Consider the following 23391-nt stretch of genomic DNA (forward strand, 5'->3'; position numbering starts at 1 on the left):
GGAAAGCCGCGATGAACCTCAAATTCCAAAGCCGTCACTCGATAGATTGGCTTAAGTCTTACGTGTTAAGAGTTAAGAGTTAAGAGTTAAGAGTTAAGAGCTTAAACCCTAGACGTTCACTTTGTACTTCAGATCTTGTGCTTCATCGCCCGTCATCCCTCGAAAACCCCAACAATGTGAAGGCTGCTCTTTAATGGTGATTTCAATATCAATCGGAGAGATAGCTAACTGCTTCTCTATCTCAGAAAATATCTTCTTAATTAAGCGCTTTTTGGTGTTTACCGCTCGACCTTCCATCATATTTATCTCAATGACGGTATAGGCTTCTGTTCTTCCTTCCGGGTAAAAGAAGTCATCTCGTTCCAATGGCACAAACCGATGTGCTCGCTTGTCATCGGGTAAACCCATTTCACTGTTCAAGCACTGCTGCAACACATTAGAGAGCTGCAACTTAATTGGATTTAAGCACTCTTTGATACCATAAATAACAATCATGACCATTCCTTTGATGCGATGTTAGGTATAGAAGAACGTCAGATAGAAGCATCGTCTGGCAACTACCCATTCGCTTACTATTTGTTCATATATTACCTAATGACGCGTATGAGAAAAGGTAAAAACAATGAATTTATGAACAGGTGCAACAAAATATCTATCCCTTTGCGAACATAAGCCGAAGCGAATTGATCGAACACCACCCTCCCCGCGTATATCTTCTCGAATCACATCTGAACTAAGGAGTACTATGTGCCGAATTCACCTAGGAAGACCACGCGGACAGACGCCGAACCAGAAACACCCGTAGAGTCTTCTCTGGAGCTCGCTGTGTTTCCCCTCCCCATCTTCCTTTTACCGGGAGGCAGACAAAGACTGCGCATTTTTGAGCCAAAGTATCTCGCGATGGTCGCTCACGCAGCGCAGGGCGATGGTTTCATTATCGCCACTCAAGACAAATCTAACTCTGATCATCTCAGCTCTTGGGGAACAAAGGTGACCATCGTCGACTTCAATATGTCGGACGACCAGATATTAGAAATTGATGTCGAAGGCGAAAAGTTGGTGCAATTGCATGGGTCGTTTCGAGACGATGATGACCTGATTAAAAGTAAGTTCAGCTTGTTGCCTCACTGGCCTACCGATGAATATAAAGTGCCTAACGTGTTTACCGCTTTTTTGGTTCAGTTGTTTCGCGACCACGATTCGATAAGAACACTCTATCCCACTCCTGATTTTGAGAGCCCACAATGGATCTGTGCGCGATTGCTCGAAATGATGCCTATCCCACTGGAAAAGAAAACAGAATTTACTGAGCCAGCCAGTTTTCCGTCTCTAGTTCCTTTTTTGAATCAAATCATTACGGGGCAATAAGCACTTTTCTTCACTATAATTTTGTATAGTAGAAATTAATTTAAATTAAAGTGATCCCGACTTTCTCCTTTCACGTAGTGCCCATCAAATTCGCATGATGGTTAGTTACTATGCAAGTGGAAAGCAGAAGTTCAGGGAACGGCAAGGAGCATGTCATTATTCCCGATAACAAAGTACCTACAGACAACAAAGTACCGACAGAGCTCTCGAGCTGGCTGGTGTTGGTTGGTACAGACCGAGACAAGCAGGCGTTCACCTGTTTGTTCAAGTTCTTCGCTCCTAAGATCAAGCGTTTTGGTATCAGTAAGTTGGGTGGCGAAGCTGCTGCAAACGAGCTAGTTCAAGACACGATGACTAATGTTTGGAAGAAAGCACATCTCTACAATGTAGATAAAGGCGCTGCGACCACTTGGGTCTACACGGTAATGCGTAATGCAGCATTCGACATGTTGCGCAAAGTGAAAGCGAAAGCCGAACAAACGATAGCCGACGATATCTGGCCAATCGATGCGATGGTAGCCGAGTCTCAAAGCGAAGATTTGCCATTCGGTGACCATTTGATGAGCCGACACGTAATGACTCAAATAGAAAAGTTGCCTCTCGCTCAGAAAACCATCGTCAAAGGCGTTTACTTTCAAGAGCTCTCTCAAGAGCAACTCGCTCAGCAACTTGGCGTCCCACTTGGAACAGTGAAATCACGTCTGAGACTCGCTTTAGCCAAATTAAAAGTTCACATGGGGGAACAAGACCATGATTAAACATCACCCAAACGCGGCAATCTTGAAAGACTTCGTCGATGGCACGTTGGCTGATTCAGTTTCTTTGATTGTTTCTAGCCATGTAGAGCTGTGTGAACACTGCCAACAACAAGTCAAGCAGCTTACAGCTGTAGCAGCGAATAATGCTTTTGACGCAGAGCCAGTATTCTCAAATGAAGATCTAGACAGCTTCTCAATGGACGACATGGACTTTGATTTTGACGCGATAGAGCAAATCACAGCTGATACTTCTCAGTCTGTTGAAGTGACTCCAGAGGTTCAGAAAGTAACTGTTGCTGACACGACATTCACAATCCCTCGCGCTCTAAACTCAGTAGCGAGAAAGGACTGGATGAACCTAGGCAAAATTTCACGAGCAAGACTCGATTTTGCTGACGAAGCACACCACACCAGCTTGTTGCACATCGACAAAGATGGACAAGTGCCTTGCCACACCCACAGAGGCTTCGAGATCACGCTTCTTCTAGAGGGCAGTTTCGAAGACGAAATGGGCGTTTACAACAAAGGTGACTTCATCTGGTTGGATGGCAATCACACTCATCAACCGGCAACAAAAGAAGGTTGTGTCTGTTTAACCGTTTCAAGTGATGCGCTTTACTTCACAAAAGGTGTGAGCCAACTATTCAATCCACTTGGAAAATATATCTATTAACCCAGTTGCAGGCTATAAATATACAGGATGGCATAAAGCTATCCTGTATATCGTCAATACATCTGAATAAAAATAACTACGGTGTCAAAGTAAAAACACACCCAGCTCTGTAAATACGATTAGCAATGTTGAACTATAAGAAAAAGCTCAGAGCAAGAGCAAAGGAGTTGGCCAATGGAAAAGAAAATCAAAATCGGTATCAGTGCATGTGTTGCTGGACATAAAGTACGTTTCGACACAGGTCATAAACGCTCTCGTTTTTGTACAGACGACCTAGCAGACTACGTGGAATTGGAACCTGTTTGCCCAGAGATGGCTGTTGGTCTTCCAACCCCTCGTCCAACCATTCGTCAAACAAGAATGTTAGATGACATCATTCACGTTTCTCGCCCAGATGGTTCAGGTGATGTGACCAACGAACTGATCGAGTTCGGTCAAAACTACTCAAAGAACAACCAACACATTGCTGGCTTTATTGTGTGTCAGAAAAGCCCAACCTGTGGCATGGAACGCGTGAAGGTGTACCACCACCATGGTCGCGGCTCTGAATCGACTGGCGTAGGCATGTTCACCCAACAAATTATGGAGGGTAACCCGTTACTTCCCGTTGAAGAAAACGGCCGCCTTAACGACCCAATTTTGCGTGAAAACTTCATGACTAGAGTATTCACTTACCAAAAATGGCTCGATCTTGTTGATGAAGGCATAACCAAACACAAACTGATTCAGTTCCACAGCGCTCACAAGTACTTAGTCATGTGTCACCACGTTGAGGGATACAAAAGCTTAGGCAAACTGTTAGCGGGTAATGACTTAGAAATCGACGAACTAGCGGCTCAATACATCGAAGGCTTGATGACGGCGTTATCGCATCACGCGAATCGAGGCAGTCACGCCAATACGCTGCATCACTTGCAGGGTTACTTTAAAAAACAACTGAGTAGCGCTCACAAACAAGAGCTGACCAACCAGATCGCATCATTCAGAGAGGGCGTTGTTCCACTGCTAGTGCCACTGACACTGATCAATCACTACCTGATGGAATACCCGAACGAATACCTAGAATCACAGGTTTACCTAAACCCGCACCCTCAAGAACTTAAACTGAGATACGGATATTGAGCGACATACTATGGATGCGACGAGACCTGCGGATTCACGATAACCCAGCGCTCGTCGCGGCAGTTGAAAACGGCGTAACGACCGCCGTTTTCATTTCAACACCTCAAACGTGGCGGCAACACCACCTTGCACCGATCAAAGCTGATTTCATCTATCGTCATCTAAAACAACTCGATTCCCAGCTCGCTGAATTAGGGATAACGTTGCTTCACTTGAAAGCGACCGATTTTGACGACCAATCCAAACAGCTCATCGATTTGTGCCAGCAGCTTGATGCCAAGTGCGTCTACGCTAACTCTGAACCAGAAGTCGATGAACAAGCTCGCGATAAAAAGCTGATTTCAAGCGGCCTAAACCTGAAGATCAGCGATTGTGACGTTATGCTGCCACTCGGTAGCGTTCTCAACAAACAAGGCGAGATGTTCAAAGTCTTTACGCCCTTTAAGAACGCTTGGTTAAAAGAAGTTCAGGTGAAAGGCATCATCTGCAGTCCAGCTCCTGTCGAGTCAGCTGAACGTTCACAAACACAGCTTCCTGACGACTTACAAGCCTTAACCCTCTCCGCTGACTATGATTTCGATTTTCCGCGTGTTGATTCGAGTCGCTGGCCATTAAGCCAAGATGTATTGGGCAATGTGATCCCAAATTTCTTAGGCAATAAAGTCAACGACTACGCACGTCTGAGAGATGTTCCCTCAGTTAAAGGAACATCAGGACTGTCGCCTTATTTAACAATTGGCGCAGTGAGCCCACGTTGGTTAGCGATTCAATTGATTCAGCAACAACCCGACTTGTTGTTTGACACACAACTGCCAGCCTTTTGTTGGCTCAACGAATTGATTTGGCGAGATTTTTATAAGCATTTGATGTTCCACCATCCTAAACTGGTTAAAGGCGCTAACTTTCAGCAAAAATACAATGGTTTAGATTGGTATCACGATCATCCTAGCTTTGAAGCTTGGTGCGAAGGAAAAACAGGATATCCATTGGTTGATGCAGCAATGCGTCAACTGGTTGAAACGGGCTGGATGCACAACAGGCTAAGAATGGTGGTGGCAAGCTTCCTAACCAAGCACCTGCTTATTGACTGGCGTTGGGGCGAACGTTTCTTTATGTCACACCTTATCGACGGTGACTTTAGTGCCAACAATGGTGGCTGGCAGTGGGCTTCAAGTACGGGCTGTGATGCTCAACCTTACTTCCGAATTTTCAATCCAATCACTCAGAGTGAAAAGTTTGATCCAAAAGGAATTTTTATTCGTAAGTACATACCAGAGCTGCAAAATATCCCAGATAAGCATGTACATTTCCCACATGACTTTATCGCTAAAAACGGAATAGACAGCGAATACTGGCAACCCATCGTTGAGCATAAAGAAGCACGATTGAGAGCCTTAGCCTTCTTCAAATAATTAGAGTGAATATTATGGATAACTCTCTATGGCTTGATAACTTTCTCAACATGTATCGAGAACTCGGAACCGACAATTTCGACGTGCTTAAGACGGTTTATCACCCTGATATTGAATTCCAAGATCCGCTGCATCATGTCAGCGGTATTTCGGCGCTTACGCACTACTTCGAGAACCTCTACACCCAAGTAACCAGCTGTTACTTTCATATCGAACACACTTTCGAAGCGAACGACGAAGCTTCCGTTTACTGGACGATGCAGTTTGCTCACAAGCAATTAAATGGGCAAAAGCCAATCGAAGTACAAGGGCACAGCCACCTTAAGATGCTCGACGGTCAAGTGGTCTACCACAGAGACTACCTCGACGTCGGCTCTATGTTGTACGAACACATTCCAGTACTGGGCTGCGCGATCAAATCCATCAAAAAGAGGGCGAGCCGATAATGCGTATTATGATTACAGGCGCGACCTCAGGTATCGGCCAATCCCTAGCTAAAGATTACGCTCAGCAAGGGCATCAGGTGATTGCTTGTGGCCGCAACTCAGACAAGCTGCAAGCCTTAGTTGACTCGCACGAGACAGACGTCGCGCATTCATCAATTTCACCGCTCTGTTTCGACTTGACTGATTACCACAACTTCCCAGAACTCGACCAAGACAAGCCGCTCGATCTGCTGATTTTAAATGCGGGTGATTGTGAGTACATCGACGACCCAGTGAATTTTGATGCCGAGCTTTTTGAGCGCGTCATCAACATAAACCTAATTTCAATTGGCTACGCCCTTAAAGCTTGGTTAAAAAACATCAAGCCCGGCGGCCGTTTGGTTTTAGTCAGCTCCAGCGCCAGCTTTTTACCTTTGCCAAGAGCCGAGGCTTATGGCGCTTCAAAGGCAGCCCTCACCTACTTAGGCAGAACACTTTCGGTTGATCTGGCAACGCACAACATTCATGTCTCAATTGTGCACCCTGGCTTTGTTGAAACGCCATTAACCGAGCGAAATACGTTCTCTATGCCTATGATTATTAGTAGTGAGGCCGCAACTCAGCGAATCGTAAATGGTATCGCTCAAGGAAAGAGTGAAATCGATTTCCCAAGACGATTCATCATGTTGATGAAGCTACTAAGAATGCTCCCAACTCCAGTTTGGCAAAAACTCGCTTCAAGGATGGTATAACAATGAAGAAAATCGCCATTATTGGTTCAGGTATCTCTGGACTCACTTGCGCGCATATATTAGATAAGCACCACGACGTAACAGTATTCGAAAAGAATGATTACGTTGGGGGGCACACCGCGACCGTTGATATTGAACATCAAGGCTCGGCGTTTTCGATAGATACAGGTTTCATCGTATTCAACGATCGAACCTACCCGAATTTCAATCAGCTTCTAGAACAACTCGATGTCGAAAGGCAACCGACTGAGATGAGCTTCAGCGTCCACAACACGACGACCAAGTTTGAATACAACGGCCACAGCATTAATTCGTTATTCGCGCAGAGGAGCAACATCTTCAAACCTCAGTTCTGGTCTTTAGTGTCTGACATTCTCAAGTTCAACAAGCTGTGTAAGGCTCAGTTTGAAAGCAATGAATTCACACCAGACGTTACCCTTGGCAGTTTCCTACGAGATAATCAATTTTCCGACTTTTTCAGCCAGCACTACATCTTACCGATGGGCGCGGCGATTTGGTCGACAAGCTTGGAAGAAATGGAAGAGTTTGAGCTCAAGTTCTTCATTCAGTTTTTCTACAACCATGGATTGCTCGATATCGCGAACCGTCCTCAGTGGTATGTGATACCAAAGGGATCGCGTTCTTATGTTGAAATCATCCTTTCACGCCTAAGTAAGACTGTTGCACTGAATACATCGATTAAACAAGTGACTCGCCAAGAAACAGGCGTCACGATTGAATTTGAAGATGGCAGCGCACAAGGTTTCGACGAAGTAATCTTTGCTTGCCACTCAGACCAAGCCTTACGTCTGCTTGGTGATGCGACAGAACAAGAGCAACAGGTACTGGGCGAGATCCCTTACAGTCGCAATGAAGTGGTTCTGCACACCGATACTCGCTTATTACCAGACAGAAAACTGGCTTGGGCAAGCTGGAACTACATGTTAGATGGCGACAGTAAACGACCTGCCTGTGTGACTTACAACATGAACATTCTGCAAGGCATCGAAAGCCAAGACACCTTCTGTGTCACCTTGAATCAAAGCGAAGCCATAGACCCAGAAAAAATTATTCGCAGCTTTGTTTATCATCACCCGGTACTTAATTCGAACACGGTCGAAGCTCAGCACAAGCGTGAGCAAATCTGTGGCAAAAACCAGACGCACTTTGCTGGCGCTTATTGGTATAACGGCTTCCATGAAGACGGTGTCCACAGTGCACTCGATGTGACCAAACGCTTCGGTTTAGATTTGAGTACGAGTTCCGCGCTATGAACAGTCAAACCCTGACACCCGAGATGGGGATCGCATCCGAAAAGAGTGAAGAGCTCAGCGGTATCTATTGGGGTAACGTCAGACATCGCCGCTTTGGCGACATCACTCATGAGTTCAGCTATCAGCTGTATATGATGGGGTTAGATCTTGATGAGCTGCCCCAAACCACAGCGCGCAGTGCGCTGTTCGGAACTCGTTGGTACAACCCGATTCGCTTTGTCGAATCGGATTATCTCGCTGAAAAAAAAGAAAATGTCACCACGGATGAACCAAAATCACTTAAGCAACGTATAGCTTCCAAAGTGCAACAACTTGGTGGGGTTTGGTCTGATTCAAACCGTGTGACGATGCTGGCTCAGTGCCGCTGTTTAGGCATCTACTTCAGCCCAATCAACTGTTTCTTCTGTTACGACGAAACAGGGGATTGTAAGTACATGTTGGCTGAAGTGAGTAACACGCCTTGGCGAGAAAGACACTACTACCTGATCGACATGCACCAAGAATTAAAGGTTAAGAAAGAGTTTCACGTTTCGCCGTTCATGGATTTGAATATGACTTATTTTTGGAAGATTAAGCCACCAGCGAAACGCACGTTAGTTCATATCGAAAGCCGCCGAGACGACAAGCTTTTCGATGCGACACTGGCCTTGACGAAACAGTCAATAACCAAGACAAACATTAGACGAACGGTATTCAAGATTCCGGCGATGACGATAAAAGTCGTGATGGGAATTTATTATCAGGCTCTCAAATTATTCCTGAAAAAAGTACCGTTTGTGGCGCATCCAGACTCAACGTCTTAAGCGCACATGAAAGAACTCAATTGAAGCTTGGGTTCGCTCCAATCAAGGAGCAGAACTCAGCTTAGTTGGCACAAAATATTAGAATGAGTTATCAGCGAGGTTTACATGGAACAGCTTGCCAAACAAAACAACAATATTGAACAACAAGCTAAAGCCGTTGCTGTTTCAAGCAACTGTAAATATCGAGCTTTAATCTTCAAGGTGTTAGAAAGCCTGCAATTCGCAACGCTTGAAATCATTGAGCGCGACCAGCATTCAGTATTTGGCGATCGAGAAGCTGAATTGAAAGGGCGAATCGTGATTCATGATGCGACCTTTTTTAGAGATGTGGTCATCAATGGCAGCATTGGGGCATCTGAAGCCTATATCGATGGTAAATGGACCAGCCCAAACCTCACGCGTGTGATTCAAATCATGGCTCGTAACCAAGCCCAATTGGATGAGCTTGATGACAAGACACAATGGATTTCTCGCATCAAAAACCTATTGCTGCGCCGTAAGAATGCCAACACCGAGCAAGGCTCTAAGCGCAACATTCTCGCCCACTACGATATTGGCAACGAGCTGTATGAGCGCTTCTTAGACAGCTCAATGCAGTACTCTTCCGCAATCTACAGCGAAGACGCAGAAACCTTGTCGAAGGCTCAACAAAACAAAATGAAAACCATCTGTGAGCGACTAGAACTGTCTGAGAAAGATAGCGTGGTCGAGATAGGCACAGGGTGGGGCGGCTTAGCCATCTTCATGGCGCAACACTACGGTTGCCACGTCACCACTACCACGATCTCAGATGCCCAACATGCACTTGCTGAACAGAGAGTAAAAGCGCTTGGTTTAACCGACAAAATCACCCTGCTCAAAGAGGATTATCGCAATCTCACTGGTGAGTATGACAAGTTGGTTTCGATCGAGATGATAGAGGCGGTCGGACATGAGTATCTACAAACCTTCTTTGAAAAATGTTCCTCGCTACTTAAGCCCTCAGGCAAGATGCTGATTCAAGCAATTACTATTGCTGACAGCCGTTACGACAAATACCGCAAAGGTGTCGACTTTATTCAGAAGTACATCTTCCCCGGCGGTTGTTTACCTTCAGTTTCAGTAATGACCCAACACCTTGCGACCAGCACCGATCTTGTGGTTCAAGAAATTGATGACATTGGCCTGCACTACGCTCGAACGCTGAATGATTGGAACATCGCCTTTGAAAATAGTTGGGAAGAGTTAGAGTCCCTCGGCTATTCAGAAGAGTTTAAGCGCTTGTGGATCTTCTACTTCTGCTACTGTGAAGGCGCATTCAAAGAGCGCGTGATCAGCACTCATCATGTAGTCGCAAGAAAACCTCGTTACTTTGGAGCAAAAGATGAAGCGGTTTTGGATTATTAATCTCGTACTGTTTCAAGCGACCTGGGTTTGCAGTGCTTTCTTTACCGCGCAAGCCCCGTTCGTCACACCACTGATTGTAGTGGTTCACTTCCTTCTATCACCGACTCGCAGTAGCGATTTGAAGATACTCATTTTATTACCATTGGGGCTATTGCTTGATAGCCTCTTACTCCACTTCGGCGTGTTTGCCGTCGACTCTGAAATTGCGAATCAATCGCGGTTCCCGGTGTGGCTTGTCTGCCTGTGGATCATGTTCTTAATCAGTTTTAACCACAGCCTAAATTGGCTTTTAAAATGCTCGAAAGTGATCTTGTTTGTCATAGGGTTCGTAGCAGGTACTAGTAGTTATTGGGGAGGCATCAAAGCAGGTGCTCTTCTTACTACTTGGCCAGATGCATCGGTAGTTGCTGCCCTTGCAATAAGTTGGGGGATTTTGTTGCCCTTACTGGTGGCCGCCTACTCCAACTTAATACAACCTAAAATGGCAATAACGAGGTGACTTATGGCTTATCCACGCAACCCGACACAAACGTTCAAACCTGAGCGAGGTATTGTTCGCGCTCATCAGCAAGCAAAAAACACACTTCTAAGCTTTATTACTCTCCCGTTAATCTTTGCTGCGCTGTTATTTGCCGGACACGCTAGAGCCTCTGCTGTCGATGATCTGAACAAACGTGGTGAGGGTGAAATGAGTTACCTGTTTTGGACTCTCTACTCGGCAGAATTCTACGCGACTCCAACCAACTCCGAACGAGCTTTGAAGCTTGAGTATTACCGCTCTATCGATAGCAAAGACCTCGTAGACGCTACCGAAGATCAGTGGAACAAGCTTGGCTACTCTGACAGCAACATTCAACGTTGGTTGAAACCCTTGTACGCGATGTGGCCGAACGTGGAAGAAGGAAGCACACTCACGATTCGTGTCGCTGAAGATAACGTAAGTCGTTTTTATTTCGATGAACAACCGATCGGCACCATCCAAGACAAGCAATTTGGTGAAGCCTTTCTAGCGATTTGGTTGTCTGAAAACACCTCTGAACCCGGTCTTCGTAAACAACTTTTAGGTTTGAACAAATGAATCCAAAAACAACAATAATAAAATTTGCTCTGGCATTTTTTTCACTCACTTGGCTAGTGGGCTGTGGCTCTGCAAGTTTAGAAGACCATGTCGACACAACGCCAGAGCTCAAGCTTGAAACCTTTTTTAATGGCGAGCTAATGGCCTACGGCATGGTGCTAGACCGCTCTGGTAACTTACTGCGCCGCTTTGATGCCAAACTGATCGCGACTTGGGACGGTGACAACGGAGAAATAAAAGAGTGGTTCTCTTTTGCTGATGGCGAGCGCTCAACTCGCGTTTGGAATCTGATCAAAACGGGCGAAAACACCTATTCTGGGACTGCCAACGATGTCGTTGGAACCGCTTATGGTGAAACCCAAGGTTCTGCGCTGTATTGGAAATATGATCTAGAAATTGAAGTAGACGGCAGCACCTATGAAGTGGTGCTCGATGATTGGATGTTCTTAATGGACGATAAACGCTTGTTCAACAAGACTGAGATGTCTAAGTTTGGCTTTAAAGTCGGAGAGGTCATCTTATACATCGAGAAGATTTGATGTAACTGCCGTTTCTGATTCTTAGTTTTAAAACGATGACTACATCTACAGTACGTAACAAAACAGCCCACAACGAAAATTGTGGGCTGTTTTGTTTGATCCCTCGAATAGCATACCTGCATGCTCAAGCCATTGTGCTAAGATGCGCCACCAGCATACAAATGGACTAGACTGACACTAAGCAGTCCCCATTTGTTTCGCTAAGCGTAGATTCCCTACCATGAATAATTGAAAAGGCTTTAAAGCATGAGCAAGTTGACCTCAGCGGAGCGTAAAGCTCGCGACAATGAACGTTTCTCACAACGCGTAAACGACCGCAGAGAAAAAGGTGAAGACGTAGTTGCTTACGCACTGACCAACAAAAAAGCTGTAAAATTCCTGACTAAGTCAGAGAAAAAACGTTTCAACGAAACGAGAGCGACTCTGCAAGAAGAGAAGCGAGTGAAAGAACAAGAAGAGCTTAACCGAATCGAAGACGCGTTCACGATCAAACAGTTCGACGACGAATAATCACTTATGATTACTCAAAAGCGCTGGCTCTATGCCGGCGCTTTTACTTGTTAGTTCGTTGTTTTTTAACGCTGTTATTTCTTGCTAAACCCGTCGATTCTTAACGGCTTTCCCCCACTCTCTTAGCTCAGCCTTACCGCTCGACCGATCACCCAAGCTATTAACCTATCAACCTATCAACCTATCAACCAGGCTATCGATCAACTTTAGCCATAGATCTCAGAAAATCTTAGCCTAGCCCCTTACTATCTCGAATCAACTCTACAAACTTAAGACAGTATGATTTTAATTACCGGATCAAGCAGCGGTTTAGGCGCAGCGCTCGCGATACAATACGCTAACACTGCAACAGACGCTCAGCGCGTAGCCATTACAGGTCGCAATGCACAACGTTTAGCAGAAGTGGCGCAAGGCCTACCTGCGAATACCATTAGCCAAGCGTGTGATCTCTGTGACCCGCACTCAGTGAGCGAGTTATTGGATGCGTTACCTGAAATGCCGAAGCTGGTGATCCACAGCGCTGGCAGTGGGTACTTCGGTAAAATAGAACAGCAAGATCCAACCACCATCAGCGACATGCTGAAGAACAATATCGAGTCTTCGATCTTTTTGATTCGCGAGGTTGTGCAGCGCTACAAAGATCAATCGGTCACCATTGCAGTGGTGATGTCGACGGCGGCCCAAGGTGCTAAAGCGGAAGAGTCCACCTACTGCGCGGCAAAATGGGCCGTGAAAGGCTTTATCGAATCGGTGAGGTTGGAGCTAAAAGGTCACCCGATGAAAATCGTGGCGGTTTACCCTGGAGGAATGGCGACCGAGTTTTGGAATACAAGCGGTAAAGACATGGATACCTCGAGCTTTATGACCGCGCAAGAAGCCGCTCAGATGCTACAACAGGCGTTGACCAGCACAGAGCATGGCTTCGTATCAGACATCACGATAAACCGCGGCTAGTGCTTAGATAGAGCTACAAGGAAATAGAGCCGCGAGACAATTATTTGTGAGGGTGAGCATGAAAGTGTGCGACAATGCTCGGCGTAAATTCATATTCAAGGTTTATTATGAAACTTCTAGTTCGTAACCTATCGCGCTCTACATCTGAGCAAGACATCCGTGTGCTATTTTCTGAGTTTGGCTCAGTAAAAGAGTGCAGCCTAGTTTTAGACCAAGAAACTGGCGACTCAAAAGGCTTTGCTTTTGTTGAAATGCCAGAGCAAGAAGAAGCTAAAGCGGCACTAAACAAGCTGAACTTGTCAAAGCTTGGCAAAAACACGATTCGTGTAAAAGTAGCGAACTCTTAATCGATTCAATGCTTCATCAGCCGCATGGCTTAGCTTAACAGCAGCACAGATGATAAAGCCCGTAACGATATGACGTTTTCCAGCGCAATATCGTTACGGGCTTTTTGCTGCTCGCAATTCTCTTTTCACACGATTTGAATACGCCTACAGACCTTCATGTTCATCAATAGCACGTCTTGCTTCGGCCATTGAACATCCAGATTCCATCACCAGCTGAGCCACAGTCATTGAAGGTGTAGCGGCCAACAGAGATGCCAAACACACCACGGGTTTAGGCAGCACTTTGTCGATTGCAATTGCTATCCAACCGTCTTTTTCATGGGTTAACATCGTTTTAAATTCAACGAGTTGATACTCTTGAGCGACCAACAGCCAATTACGCGAACGACGAACTCGTTTCAACTGACATCCACATTCCGCAGCATTCACCATCACTTGGCTTTTATCACTCACACGATGTACAAAACTATTCAATGGGACGCTAAACATAACTCTCTGCTAATCAATCTATTCCTACCATTCAAGAGCTCTCTACCTATCTCTCAAAACTTTCTAACTGTCACTCAATTAAAACCGTACGTAGGATTACACAGACACAAAAAAACCGCCAGTGATGCACTAAGCAACCTCGCGGTTTTTGGATGTTAACGTGTGTGGTTTACGCTTTAGTTTCTACCACAATGTCCGTTTTTACCGAGTTCGCGATAAAGCAGTTTTTGTGCGCCAAGTGGTGCAGTTTGTCGAGCTGCTTGGCGGTGGGCTTTTTGGTACCTAAAAACACAATTTTAGGGCGCAGAGTCACCTTAGTGACCGATGAGCGGCCAGATTCATCTTCTTCCAGCACACCAATCGCATCATCGACATAGGAGTCGATCACGTACTTCTGCTTTGCGGCAATGCCCAAAAACGTCAGCATATGGCAGCTAGAAAGTGCCGCGATAAACGCTTCTTCTGGATCAACATTCGCTTCCACCGAAAACGGCAGTGGCACAACATGTGGAGAGGACGAAGCAGGCACAGTGACACCACCATCGAACTCCCACGTATGACCTCGACTGTATTGATTGTCGCTAAAGACTTCATCTTCTGCTTTTTTCCAGCGAATGACCGATCCATATTCAGACATAATTTCTTCCCTTTTTAAAGCTCAATAAATTAACGATCAGCTGGATGATTGACACCATCGTTGGTCACCACATCACCAATATCAAAAGGATTCACCCCTTCCAAACAGCCGATGTTAAAACCGTATTCGTTTGGGCTAGAACGGCGCTGATGATGGGTATAGATACCGCAGTTTGAGCAGAAGTAATGCTTCGCGGTATTGGTATTGAATTGGTAAAGCTTGAGATGCTCTGCACCTTTAAGGATCTTGATGCCATCCAGCGCAACAGAGCCCACAATCGCTCCCCTGCGACGACAGATCGAGCAATCACAGCGGCGTGGTTTTTCTATCCCGTTAGGTAAACTGAGCTCTAGTTCAACCGCACCGCAATGGCAGGTTGCCTTGTGAAAAGGTTGGATAACCGTATCTCCGACGACTTTCATTTTTCTCTCCAATCACATCCTTATGTTGGTCGTATCATAACCAGTTCAATGTTCTCTGTCCGTACCCGGGTGTTGAGTTCGAGAGATCTGTCATGCGCTGCTTCTCGGCTAATCTAACTAGACTTTTCAACCAAATCGCCAAACCGCTCAAACAAGAAATCAACAAACAACCGGATACGCTTGGGCTGATATTTCTTGCTGATGTACACCACATTCAAATCGGCACTCGACACCGACATCGCGGTGTTGAAGTTCTTCATGTAGCCATTAAGCAGCGTCACAAGGCGCTGGTTATTGATGTCGCCTTGCACATCCAGTACCGATTTAAGAGCAATGCCCTCGCCTTTTAATGCCCAGTAGCGAATCACTTCGCCATCGTCTGAAAATCGCTTTGGAACAACAGTAATCGACTTCTTCATATCATGATCTTGGAAGTGCCATGTCTTGAGCTCTTCATTGCTGCGCAGCATGGCTAAACAATCGTGATCAACCAAATCTTGTGGTGTTAACGGTGTTCCATGCTTGGCAAGATATTCAGGAGAAGCACACAGCACACGTCGGCTTGGTGACAAGCGTCTGGATATCAAACTGCTGTCGACCAATTCACCATAACGGACCACGATATCCATGCCAGATTCAGCAATGTTCGAGAGGTTATCGTTCAAGTAGAGGTAAGGGATCACGTCGGGATATTGCTGACAGAACTCAGAGAGAATCGGAAGAATGTACTGCTTTCCGATGTCTTTCGGCGCGGCGATTTTGAGTGGACCTTTGACCTCTTTGACGCCATTTTGAATCAGGTTTTCGGCCTCACTGACATTATCCAATATCTCCAAACATGCCTTGTGATACAGCTCTCCAGAGTCGGTCAAAGACACATGGCGCGTACTTCGATTCAACAACTTCACACCATATCGCTCTTCCAGCGCTTGAAGCCTTGCTGTCATGGTCGCAGGTGATAAACCCAGCTCGCGCCCAGCCGCCGCTAACCCGTGATGCTTAACAATACTGACGAACATCGCCATATCTGAAAACTTATCCATACGATTCTCGCTTCCGTCTCTTCGTCTTACTTCTCGATCTTAATGCTCGATCTCAACACTTAGCCACACTATTCAGATTATCCGAATAATGAATTTATATTTTAGACAATTATCAAATTTAGTCGAATACATATAATGACAAACATCAACAGAACAACGCAGGAATTCAGAGCATGACTAACGAATCGACTAATCAAGAGCAGCGCACTTTCGTCATCATTGGTGGCACATCAGGCATCGGTAAAGCACTCGCGATGAAATTGAGAAACGAAAACAACACAGTGCACGTCGCTAGCCGACATACAGGCCTTAATATCAGCAATGAAAAGTCAATTTGTGAATACTTCGAATCGATTGGCGTGTTTGATCACTTAATCGTAACGGCTGGCTCATCCGCTCCCGCAGGAAAAGTAACAGACGTAGCAACCGCAGACGCTAAGACAGCTTTTGACACTAAGTTTTGGGGCAGCTTAAACGTAGCAAAACATGCCTCACGCTACATGACGCCAAACGGCTCTATCACGCTCACGACAGGCATGTTGTCTCGCAAAGTAGTGGCTGGCACTTACGTAAAAACCGCCATCAACGCCGCGCTAGAAAGCGTAACCAAAATACTGGCGAAAGAGCTATCACCCATTCGCGTCAATGCCGTTAGCCCCGGCCTGACCATGACGGAAGCCTACAAAAACATGGACGACTCTGCTCGTGCAAGCATGTACGACAACGCCAAAAACAACCTACCCGCAGGCAAGGTTGGCGAGCCTTCAGAGATAGCCATGGGTTACCTATTCGCGATTAACAACCCATACGTAACAGGGTCAATCATCGACATCGACGGCGGCGCTCTACTCGGCTAACACCCCGCAAAGACATAAAGAACAATCGTTAGGGTGTTTATCTCAACGTCCTAACAAACAAGAATTTACATAGGTAACTCATTATGAAATCAAAAGCCATGACACAAGAAAAGATGCCATTCCAAGTTTGGATACTGACACTCGCAGCATTTGCAATTGGCACGGCTGAGTTTGTTATCGCAGGCATCCTTCCACAAATTGCCACATCCCTTTCGATCACCGAAGGTCAAGCCGGCTACCTTATCAGTGCTTACGCGTTGGCTATCGTTATCGGCGGCCCGATCTTAACCATCTACCTTGCGCGCTTTAATAAGAAGATAGTGCTGATTGGCTTAATGGCACTGTTCATCATCGGTAACGTGTTGTCGGCCTTAGCGCCAAGCTACCCATTACTACTGGCAAGCCGTGTGATCGCAGGCTTAGTGCAAGGCCCTTTCTATGGCATCGGTGCGGTTGTCGCAACCAACTTAGTGTCGGAAAAAATGGCAGGTCGTGCCGTTGGCCAAATGTTCGCAGGCCTAACAGTCGCTAACGTTCTTGGCGTTCCAGCGGGAACTTGGGTTAGCTTGCAATTCGGCTGGCACACCACTTTCTTTACCGTGGCTGCACTTGGCACGATTGCGATGATTTCTATTCTAACGTCAATCAAATCGACTGGTCACAGTGAAGCAAAAGACATCAAAACTCAGCTGTTAGCGTTCAAAAACCCAATGCTGCTGATCAGCTTGGCAATCACTGCTTTTGCTTGGTCTGGCTTCATGACGCTATACGGATACCTTGCGCCAATCGCTATGCACATCACCGGCTACGGTCAAGAGTCTGTTACTTGGATCTTAGTGATTGTGGGTGTCGGCTTAATCATCGGTAACACCTTGGGCGGACGCTCTTCAGATAAAAACCTAGGCAAAGCTTCAATGTTTTGGGCCGTTGCAATGATCGTGTCATTGGTTGTAGTTGGCCTTGTGGTAGACAACAAAATCCTATTCGTTGCAGCGGTATTTGTCTTTGGTATTGCATCATTTGCGAACGTTCCAGCAATGCAACTTCGAGTGATGAACAACGGTGGCGAAGGCCAAGAGCTAGCAGCAACCGCGAATATCTCAGCGTTTAATTTAGCCAATGCCTTTGGTGGATTCCTTGGCGGCATGGTACTCGACAGCCAACTAGGCGCAGGCATGATTCCATTCGCAGCCGTTGTTGTCCCTGTTATTGGTTTGCTGCTTATTGCGAAAGCCAACCGAGCGGGGAGGCCACAAAGCAACTCTATTTTCAGCCCAGCAGAAAGCAAATAAGCCCCAATAAAAAACGAAAGATCACAGCATTAAAACAAGGTAGAAACCATGAACAAATTATTCGAAGCATCAGAACTGAAAGGCCTAGCACTACAAAACCGCGTGGTTATGGCACCCATGACACGCGCTCGTACTAGCCAACCTGGAAACGTGCCAAACGACATGATGGCAACCTATTACCAACAACGCGCAAGTGCAGGGCTGATCATCACGGAAGCAACGCAGATCTCTGATGACTCTCAAGGTTACTCATTCACACCCGGCGTTTATACCGATGCACAAATCGAAGGTTGGAAGTCAGTAACAACAGCAGCAAAAGCACAAGGTGCCGCGATATTCTGCCAGCTATGGCATGTAGGCCGAGTATCACACCCTACCTTTCAAAAAGGCGAGTTACCGATTGCACCTTCTGCATTAGCTCCAATAGAAACGCAGGTTTGGATCTCTGATGAGAATGGTAACGGCAACATGGTGGATTGCATCCAACCAAGAGAGATGACCCAAGCAGACATCGATCGTGTTGTTAAAGATTTTGCTAACTCAGCGAAAAAAGCAGTCGAGGCAGGGTTCAACGGAGTGGAAATACACGGTGGCAATGGCTACCTGATTGATCAGTTCCTAAGAACCAACTCAAACAAACGCACCGACAACTACGGCGGTAGCCGCGAGAACCGACTTCGCTTCCTAATCGAAGTGGTTGATGCTGTGATTGAAGAGATAGGTGCCGATAAAGTAGGTGTGCGCTTGGCGCCGTTCATCACCTTCAAAGACATGAACTGCCCAGATATCGTACCAACGATTTTAGAGGCATCGAAGGCACTTCAAGATCGAGACATCGCTTACCTGCACCTATCAGAAGCCGACTGGGATGATGCTCCAGTTATCCCTGAAAGCTTCCGCGTAGAACTAAGAGAGTTGTTCTCTAACACCATCATCGTTGCTGGCAGCTACACACCAGAACGCGCCGAAGAAGTGTTAAGCAAAGGCTACGCCGACCTTGTCGCATTTGGTCGCCCATTCGTTGCTAACCCAGATCTAGTTTCACGCCTACAAAACGGCAGCGAACTATCCGATCTTGATGGCGCCACTCTGTTCGGCGGCAACGAAAAAGGCTACATCGATTATCCAGTGTTGTAGTGAATCTTAAATTGATAGAACTGCCTTAGATTTTCCTTCAGGCAAAAGAAAGGCTCGCATGACTAGTGCGAGCCTTATGCAGTTTAGGGGGTAAACCACAATCTAGTTTAATTATTTAACTTATGAGCCATTATGCACTTGTGCGCATTGATATTCTATTTTTAAATGATTCACTGCAATTAATCAATCGATAAAAGTTAGCGTTTGGTCAATTTAAACCACATAGATAACAGTGGTTTAGTGAGTGATGTCTAGAAAACCATCATAAAACCCATAAAAATCAGATCTATAAGCTTCTCATTTGCCAGTAGCCTTCACCATTAGTGGCGAGTTGGCTGTGTAAATAATCGAGCGTATCTGCGACCGTTCCCGCAATGCCTTGTGGTGGATTGAACAACAGCAAACCACTGCCGATCAGGCGATCATCACCCTTGGGCTCTCTAAGGCGAAGTTCCGACTTGATCGGACTTGGTAGCAAGCCATCTTTTACCGCTGTCACGCAGTGATTCAGAATCAGTGAGCTCTTATCATCCGTGTAAAGCGGATACCAAATCAGGGCCGAAACCTTCTCAGATTGCTGATATGCCTTAACCAAGGCATCAATCACCGCGAGATATTCAGAATCGGTTTCATAGGGTGGGTCGATAACAATCAGGTGATGATTATCGTGTTTTGCTATGTCGTCAGGCAGTGCTTTCAAGCCATCGCCCGCGGTAATGGTGAGCTTACTTGAAACATCAAGATCGCGTTGCAGCTTCTCAATGTTGGTTTGTAATAAGTCGGCTTCATCTTGCTGAATGTCTGAAAAATAGAAGCTATCTTGGCTGCGGCCTTGTTGGTAAGTGATGGCTGCTGAGCCCAGATAGAGAGAGATAAGTTGATTCGGATTGTAGTATTCCAGCACCGACATAAAAGAGCTAAATGCTGGCGGTAGATAAGCCTTGTTTCGCCACAAGTACCCGACCCCCTCAGCAAACTCACCAGCATGATTACTGGGTGCAGTAGTGAGGTCATAACACCCTGTACCAGAGTGCGTGTCGATAACATTGAGGCGTGAATGTTGCTGCATTAATGACTGAACAAGTGCACTCAATACTGGATGCTTTAGCGCATCACCATGGTCGCCTACATGACATTGATGTCGATATTCCATTCCCTTGCCTCATTTCTACGAACGTCATCTAAACATACTTCATATCATGAGGGCTTGCCTGCTCAATCCATCGTTTTTTGAAATAGGCTCTCTTTTCTGTAACTGTTTGACTCTTATAAAAAATAAAGCCCCTCGTTTTACTATAAACGAAGGGCTTTGTTGACGTTACTGCCTAAGTTGTACTGTTAACCAATAGATAACCTAAGGGTACTCACCCTCAACTTCTACCGGCGCTTTCACTTGGTAGTGACAAGGCTGTAGACCAAGTAACTTAGGCAGTGTGATACCTACTGAAACTGAAGACCACGTACCGCTGACAATACCTACAACCAGTGCAATCGCGAAACCTTGCAGCGCAGCGCCACCAAGTAGCCAAAGTGCAGATACGGTGATTAGGGTTGTACCTGAGGTCACCATGGTGCGTGAGAAGGTCGCTTTAACCGATTCGTTAAGCAGGTTGTCAGTGTCACCATTTGGATTACCACGCAGCATTTCACGAACACGGTCGGCAATGATGATCGAGTCATTCAATGAATAACCTAAAATCGCCAACACAGCCGCTAACACAGTCAGGTTGAACTCGAACTGAGTAAAAGCGAACAGACCCAAGATAAGCGTCACGTCATAGATGATTGCGGCTAGGGCGCCGAGTGCTAAACGCCATTCAAAACGTACACTCAGGTACAGCATGATCATTAGGAAACACACCAATACCGCTAAGCCACCTTGGTCAACCATGTCTTGACCGACTTGAGGGCCAACCACGCTGCTGTTAAGCACTTTTACTTGGTCGCTGACAGAAGACAAAGCATCCACTAAGTTTGGCTGTGGAGCATCTGTCAGTTGGCTATAACGGATTGTCCAGCGATCCTGTTCTGCCATACCAACCACTTGCACATCTTGTTGGAAGGCCGTATCAAGTTTTGTTTTTAACGCATCTTTGGTGACTTGATCAGAGAGCTGAACCTCAGCAACCACACCACCTGTGAAGTCCAAGCCCCAGTTAAAACCTTTCACTGCCACCAGCATCACAGAGCTCATGAACAGCACAATAGAAATCACAGACATCACCTTACGAAGGCGAGTCATATTCTTATCCGAAATATAGCTATTTGAAAAATAGCGGTCTGAAATAGTCATTTTTGAAGTACTCATGCTTAAATCCTTACATCGTGGCGTTGGTCACGCCCCCAAACCAAATTGATGATCGCTCGTGAAGCAAAAATGCCCGTGAACATACTGGTTAGAAGACCTAAGCCTAGAGTCAGAGCGAAGCCCTGAATCGGTCCATTACCAATGGTGTATAGAGCCACAGCAACGATCATGGTGGTGACGTTAGCATCGAAAATTGACGAGAATGCGCTATCGAAACCACGATCGATAGAGCTAGCAAAGCTGCGCCCTTCTTTCATCTTGTCTCGAATACGCTCGAAGATAAGCACGTTAGTGTCTACCGCCATACCGACGGTCAGTACCAAGCCCGCAATACCCGGCAGAGTTAATACCGCACCCGGTAGCAAGGTAATCAAACCAAACAACGTGGTCATGTTAACCACCAATGCACAGTTCGCGACCCAGCCAAGACGGCGGTACCATAGCGCCATAAACGTTAGAGTAAGACCAAGGCCAAGAGCCAAAGCAGCAAAGCCATTCGTTACGTTTTCAGCACCCAGAGATGGGCCAATGGTACGCTCTTCAATGATGGTAACAGGCGCAGTTAATGAACCTGCACGTAGCAGTAGAGCAAGCTCTTGTGCTTCTGCCATGCTGCCTGCACCTGTGATTCTGAAACGGCTACCCAGTTGAGATTGGATGTTCGCCACACTGATCACTTCACTGGTTTTTTCGCTGTTACCGGCTCTGTCACGGCTGTATTCGCTGTAAACGGTCGCCATTGGCTTGCCGATGTTATGGCGAGAAAACTCAGACATTTTCTTACCACCAGAAGAATCAAGCGTGATGTTTACTTCTGCACTGCCCATTTCACCAATGCCACTGCGTGCATCGATAATGTGTTCACCGCTCAGCACAGCTTTGCGAGCAACCACTACACGATTACCATCTGAATCTTTCAGAGTTTGAGTATTGCGTGTTGGGTTGTCGTACACAGAGTAGAACGCTAATGAAGCCGTAGCACCAATCACGTCTTTCGCGGCTGCAGGGTCTTGTACACCCGGCAATTCGATACGGATACGGCTTTCACCTTGGCGTTGAATCGATGCTTCAGTGATGCCTAGTTCTTCAATACGACTGCGCATGATTTGCAGGTTTTGCTGAACCGTTAGGTTGCGTAGCGTTCTTTGCTCTTCTTCAGACTGAGTTAACGTTAGTGATTTATCTGAACGATCACGTTGCCATTGTGGGAACTCTTCACGAATCAGTTTTTGTGCTTTCTCGAAATCGGCGTCGGTACGGAAATCAAACTGAACTTGGTTATTCACCACTTTACCGCGTGCATAACGTATTTGGCTGGTGATCTCGTCGACCACAGATTGCGCTTGTGCGTGATAAACCGGTTCCATGTCCACTTCAAGCAGGAACTGCACACCACCACGTAAATCAAGACCTAGCTGAATCGGTGCAAAGCCCATATCAGTCAGCCATTTAGGTGCAGCAGGCTCCATAGCAAGCGCAACCGTCGCGTTGTCGAGAAAGCGCTCATTAAGCACTTCTTTGGCTTTCGCTTGTTGCTCTGCATCTTCTAAAATCACGACTAAGCGTTTGTCTTTTTGAAAGGCTGATTTGGCTTGAATGCCTTCGCTAGCAAGATATTGCGTCACTTGAGTGGCGTCGATCGTCTGCTCAGAGCGGTTACTGATTTGAACCGAGGCATCTTCGCCAAACCAAGAAGGTAGAGCGCTTAGAATCATGATGATAATGGTGGCGATAAGCACCACGTATTTCCACTTTGCGTAGTGGTTGATTTGTTTTCTTGGAATGCGTTTTTTCACAGTCAAGAT

At 46.2% G+C, this 23391-nt stretch carries 27 protein-coding genes; 19 read left to right on the plus strand and 8 right to left on the minus strand.

The annotated features are described in order from the left end of the window. Positions 1-108 precede the first annotated feature (108 nt). Positions 109-495 (minus strand): tautomerase family protein, encoded by a 387-nt coding sequence (locus AB4138_RS19480; RefSeq protein ID WP_102320407.1) that lies wholly within the window; start codon positions 493-495, stop codon positions 109-111. Positions 496-747: 252 nt separating this feature from the next. Here AB4138_RS19480 and AB4138_RS19485 point away from each other — a divergent pair, with 252 nt between their 5' ends. The 16 genes from AB4138_RS19485 to AB4138_RS19560 all read left to right on the plus strand — a co-directional run bounded on the left by AB4138_RS19485 (position 748) and on the right by AB4138_RS19560 (position 13401). Further along, positions 748-1368, plus strand: coding sequence for an LON peptidase substrate-binding domain-containing protein (locus AB4138_RS19485; RefSeq protein WP_017065084.1), 621 nt, complete (start codon positions 748-750; stop codon positions 1366-1368). Positions 1369-1478: 110 nt separating this feature from the next. Beyond that, on the plus strand, positions 1479-2126 hold the full coding sequence (locus tag AB4138_RS19490; protein ID WP_017060967.1) for a sigma-70 family RNA polymerase sigma factor: 648 nt from the start codon (positions 1479-1481) through the stop codon (positions 2124-2126). Then, the gene (locus AB4138_RS19495; protein WP_137001636.1) at positions 2119-2799 is read left to right on the plus strand and encodes a ChrR family anti-sigma-E factor; all 681 of its coding nucleotides are present in this window, start codon (positions 2119-2121) and stop codon (positions 2797-2799) included. Before AB4138_RS19490 ends, AB4138_RS19495 begins: the two co-directional genes overlap by 8 nt. 174 nt (positions 2800-2973) lie before the next feature. Next, positions 2974-3921: a YbgA family protein gene (locus AB4138_RS19500; RefSeq protein WP_372307345.1), complete on the plus strand. Its 948-nt coding sequence runs from the start codon at positions 2974-2976 to the stop codon at positions 3919-3921. After that, complete coding sequence (gene phrB, locus AB4138_RS19505) at positions 3918-5333, plus strand: deoxyribodipyrimidine photo-lyase (protein ID WP_372307348.1); 1416 nt, start codon at positions 3918-3920, stop codon at positions 5331-5333. The genes AB4138_RS19500 and phrB overlap by 4 nt, the downstream gene beginning before the upstream one ends. Positions 5334-5347: 14 nt before the next feature. Then, positions 5348-5779 (plus strand): nuclear transport factor 2 family protein, encoded by a 432-nt coding sequence (locus AB4138_RS19510; RefSeq protein ID WP_017061283.1) that lies wholly within the window; start codon positions 5348-5350, stop codon positions 5777-5779. Next, entirely contained in the window at positions 5779-6510 is a 732-nt protein-coding gene (locus AB4138_RS19515; protein WP_017061282.1) for an SDR family NAD(P)-dependent oxidoreductase, read from the plus strand. Before AB4138_RS19510 ends, AB4138_RS19515 begins: the two co-directional genes overlap by 1 nt. Positions 6511-6512: 2 nt before the next feature. Continuing rightward, positions 6513-7784 carry an NAD(P)/FAD-dependent oxidoreductase gene (locus AB4138_RS19520; protein ID WP_102428126.1) on the plus strand — a complete coding sequence of 424 codons (1272 nt, stop codon included), beginning with the start codon at positions 6513-6515 and terminating at the stop codon, positions 7782-7784. Beyond that, a complete protein-coding gene (locus tag AB4138_RS19525) occupies positions 7781-8587 on the plus strand; it encodes a DUF1365 domain-containing protein (protein ID WP_108122287.1) in 807 nt (268 codons plus the stop codon). Before AB4138_RS19520 ends, AB4138_RS19525 begins: the two co-directional genes overlap by 4 nt. Positions 8588-8692: 105 nt before the next feature. Beyond that, on the plus strand, positions 8693-9973 hold the full coding sequence (locus AB4138_RS19530) for a cyclopropane-fatty-acyl-phospholipid synthase family protein (protein ID WP_048610077.1): 1281 nt from the start codon (positions 8693-8695) through the stop codon (positions 9971-9973). Continuing rightward, positions 9951-10472, plus strand: a complete 522-nt coding sequence (locus AB4138_RS19535; RefSeq protein ID WP_372307352.1) for a DUF2878 domain-containing protein — start codon at positions 9951-9953, stop codon at positions 10470-10472. The genes AB4138_RS19530 and AB4138_RS19535 overlap by 23 nt, the downstream gene beginning before the upstream one ends. Before the next feature lie 3 nt (positions 10473-10475). Then, positions 10476-11051 carry a chalcone isomerase family protein gene (locus AB4138_RS19540; protein WP_017061277.1) on the plus strand — a complete coding sequence of 192 codons (576 nt, stop codon included), beginning with the start codon at positions 10476-10478 and terminating at the stop codon, positions 11049-11051. Then, a complete protein-coding gene (locus AB4138_RS19545; RefSeq protein WP_017061276.1) occupies positions 11048-11590 on the plus strand; it encodes a DUF3833 domain-containing protein in 543 nt (180 codons plus the stop codon). The genes AB4138_RS19540 and AB4138_RS19545 overlap by 4 nt, the downstream gene beginning before the upstream one ends. A gap of 246 nt (positions 11591-11836) precedes the next feature. Beyond that, on the plus strand, positions 11837-12100 hold the full coding sequence (locus AB4138_RS19550; protein ID WP_017061275.1) for a hypothetical protein: 264 nt from the start codon (positions 11837-11839) through the stop codon (positions 12098-12100). Positions 12101-12379: 279 nt separating this feature from the next. Beyond that, the gene (locus AB4138_RS19555; RefSeq protein ID WP_372307355.1) at positions 12380-13054 is read left to right on the plus strand and encodes an SDR family NAD(P)-dependent oxidoreductase; all 675 of its coding nucleotides are present in this window, start codon (positions 12380-12382) and stop codon (positions 13052-13054) included. A 107-nt stretch (positions 13055-13161) separates the two neighbouring features. Beyond that, entirely contained in the window at positions 13162-13401 is a 240-nt protein-coding gene (locus AB4138_RS19560) for an RNA-binding protein (protein WP_017061273.1), read from the plus strand. 144 nt (positions 13402-13545) lie between these two features. Here AB4138_RS19560 and AB4138_RS19565 read toward each other — a convergent pair whose 3' ends face one another. The 4 genes from AB4138_RS19565 to AB4138_RS19580 form a co-directional block, all read right to left on the minus strand. Further along, a complete protein-coding gene (locus AB4138_RS19565) occupies positions 13546-13890 on the minus strand; it encodes a ribosome recycling factor family protein (protein ID WP_017061272.1) in 345 nt (114 codons plus the stop codon). 169 nt (positions 13891-14059) lie between these two features. Next, entirely contained in the window at positions 14060-14527 is a 468-nt protein-coding gene (locus AB4138_RS19570; protein ID WP_372307356.1) for an OsmC family protein, read from the minus strand. Between the two features lie 29 nt (positions 14528-14556). Then, the gene (locus AB4138_RS19575) at positions 14557-14949 is read right to left on the minus strand and encodes a GFA family protein (protein ID WP_017057647.1); all 393 of its coding nucleotides are present in this window, start codon (positions 14947-14949) and stop codon (positions 14557-14559) included. Between the two features lie 113 nt (positions 14950-15062). Continuing rightward, a complete protein-coding gene (locus tag AB4138_RS19580; RefSeq protein ID WP_372307359.1) occupies positions 15063-15992 on the minus strand; it encodes a LysR family transcriptional regulator in 930 nt (309 codons plus the stop codon). Between the two features lie 173 nt (positions 15993-16165). On the opposite strand from AB4138_RS19580, the gene AB4138_RS19585 reads away from it, so the two are divergent. The 3 genes from AB4138_RS19585 to AB4138_RS19595 all read left to right on the plus strand — a co-directional run bounded on the left by AB4138_RS19585 (position 16166) and on the right by AB4138_RS19595 (position 19278). After that, complete coding sequence (locus AB4138_RS19585; protein WP_372307361.1) at positions 16166-16849, plus strand: SDR family oxidoreductase; 684 nt, start codon at positions 16166-16168, stop codon at positions 16847-16849. A gap of 83 nt (positions 16850-16932) precedes the next feature. Beyond that, on the plus strand, positions 16933-18141 hold the full coding sequence (locus AB4138_RS19590; protein ID WP_372307364.1) for an MFS transporter: 1209 nt from the start codon (positions 16933-16935) through the stop codon (positions 18139-18141). Positions 18142-18189: 48 nt separating this feature from the next. After that, positions 18190-19278 carry an alkene reductase gene (locus AB4138_RS19595; RefSeq protein ID WP_372307367.1) on the plus strand — a complete coding sequence of 363 codons (1089 nt, stop codon included), beginning with the start codon at positions 18190-18192 and terminating at the stop codon, positions 19276-19278. Positions 19279-19564: 286 nt separating this feature from the next. Here the strand turns inward: AB4138_RS19595 and rlmJ are convergent, their stop codons facing one another. From rlmJ to secD, 3 genes are all read right to left on the minus strand, one after another. Further along, complete coding sequence (rlmJ, locus tag AB4138_RS19600; RefSeq protein ID WP_372307370.1) at positions 19565-20431, minus strand: 23S rRNA (adenine(2030)-N(6))-methyltransferase RlmJ; 867 nt, start codon at positions 20429-20431, stop codon at positions 19565-19567. A gap of 201 nt (positions 20432-20632) precedes the next feature. Beyond that, entirely contained in the window at positions 20633-21586 is a 954-nt protein-coding gene (gene secF, locus AB4138_RS19605) for a protein translocase subunit SecF (protein WP_048614133.1), read from the minus strand. Between the two features lie 2 nt (positions 21587-21588). Further along, a complete protein-coding gene (gene secD, locus AB4138_RS19610) occupies positions 21589-23388 on the minus strand; it encodes a protein translocase subunit SecD (RefSeq protein ID WP_372307373.1) in 1800 nt (599 codons plus the stop codon). Between the last annotated feature and the right edge of the window lie 3 nt (positions 23389-23391).

This window comes from Vibrio sp. 10N.286.52.C3 (assembly GCF_041468865.1).
Lineage (GTDB): Bacteria > Pseudomonadota > Gammaproteobacteria > Enterobacterales > Vibrionaceae > Vibrio > Vibrio crassostreae_C.

Bases quoted from the DNA above. Each gene is read 5' to 3' on its own strand.
- AB4138_RS19570 (WP_372307356.1), bottom strand. From the start codon at position 14,527: ATGTCTGAATATGGATCGGTCATTCGCTGGAAAAAAGCAGAAGATGAA.
- AB4138_RS19560 (WP_017061273.1), top strand. From the start codon at position 13,162: ATGAAACTTCTAGTTCGTAACCTATCGCGCTCTACATCTGAGCAAGAC.
- rlmJ (WP_372307370.1), bottom strand. From the start codon at position 20,431: ATGGAATATCGACATCAATGTCATGTAGGCGACCATGGTGATGCGCTA.
- AB4138_RS19550 (WP_017061275.1), top strand. From the start codon at position 11,837: ATGAGCAAGTTGACCTCAGCGGAGCGTAAAGCTCGCGACAATGAACGT.
- secF (WP_048614133.1), bottom strand. From the start codon at position 21,586: ATGAGTACTTCAAAAATGACTATTTCAGACCGCTATTTTTCAAATAGC.
- AB4138_RS19530 (WP_048610077.1), top strand. From the start codon at position 8,693: ATGGAACAGCTTGCCAAACAAAACAACAATATTGAACAACAAGCTAAA.
- AB4138_RS19575 (WP_017057647.1), bottom strand. From the start codon at position 14,949: ATGAAAGTCGTCGGAGATACGGTTATCCAACCTTTTCACAAGGCAACC.
- AB4138_RS19495 (WP_137001636.1), top strand. From the start codon at position 2,119: ATGATTAAACATCACCCAAACGCGGCAATCTTGAAAGACTTCGTCGAT.
- AB4138_RS19565 (WP_017061272.1), bottom strand. From the start codon at position 13,890: ATGTTTAGCGTCCCATTGAATAGTTTTGTACATCGTGTGAGTGATAAA.
- AB4138_RS19540 (WP_017061277.1), top strand. From the start codon at position 10,476: ATGGCTTATCCACGCAACCCGACACAAACGTTCAAACCTGAGCGAGGT.
- AB4138_RS19490 (WP_017060967.1), top strand. From the start codon at position 1,479: ATGCAAGTGGAAAGCAGAAGTTCAGGGAACGGCAAGGAGCATGTCATT.
- AB4138_RS19585 (WP_372307361.1), top strand. From the start codon at position 16,166: ATGACTAACGAATCGACTAATCAAGAGCAGCGCACTTTCGTCATCATT.
- AB4138_RS19580 (WP_372307359.1), bottom strand. From the start codon at position 15,992: ATGGATAAGTTTTCAGATATGGCGATGTTCGTCAGTATTGTTAAGCAT.
- AB4138_RS19500 (WP_372307345.1), top strand. From the start codon at position 2,974: ATGGAAAAGAAAATCAAAATCGGTATCAGTGCATGTGTTGCTGGACAT.
- AB4138_RS19535 (WP_372307352.1), top strand. From the start codon at position 9,951: ATGAAGCGGTTTTGGATTATTAATCTCGTACTGTTTCAAGCGACCTGG.
- AB4138_RS19480 (WP_102320407.1), bottom strand. From the start codon at position 495: ATGATTGTTATTTATGGTATCAAAGAGTGCTTAAATCCAATTAAGTTG.
- AB4138_RS19515 (WP_017061282.1), top strand. From the start codon at position 5,779: ATGCGTATTATGATTACAGGCGCGACCTCAGGTATCGGCCAATCCCTA.
- AB4138_RS19510 (WP_017061283.1), top strand. From the start codon at position 5,348: ATGGATAACTCTCTATGGCTTGATAACTTTCTCAACATGTATCGAGAA.
- AB4138_RS19590 (WP_372307364.1), top strand. From the start codon at position 16,933: ATGAAATCAAAAGCCATGACACAAGAAAAGATGCCATTCCAAGTTTGG.
- AB4138_RS19525 (WP_108122287.1), top strand. From the start codon at position 7,781: ATGAACAGTCAAACCCTGACACCCGAGATGGGGATCGCATCCGAAAAG.
- AB4138_RS19595 (WP_372307367.1), top strand. From the start codon at position 18,190: ATGAACAAATTATTCGAAGCATCAGAACTGAAAGGCCTAGCACTACAA.
- AB4138_RS19555 (WP_372307355.1), top strand. From the start codon at position 12,380: ATGATTTTAATTACCGGATCAAGCAGCGGTTTAGGCGCAGCGCTCGCG.
- AB4138_RS19520 (WP_102428126.1), top strand. From the start codon at position 6,513: ATGAAGAAAATCGCCATTATTGGTTCAGGTATCTCTGGACTCACTTGC.
- AB4138_RS19545 (WP_017061276.1), top strand. From the start codon at position 11,048: ATGAATCCAAAAACAACAATAATAAAATTTGCTCTGGCATTTTTTTCA.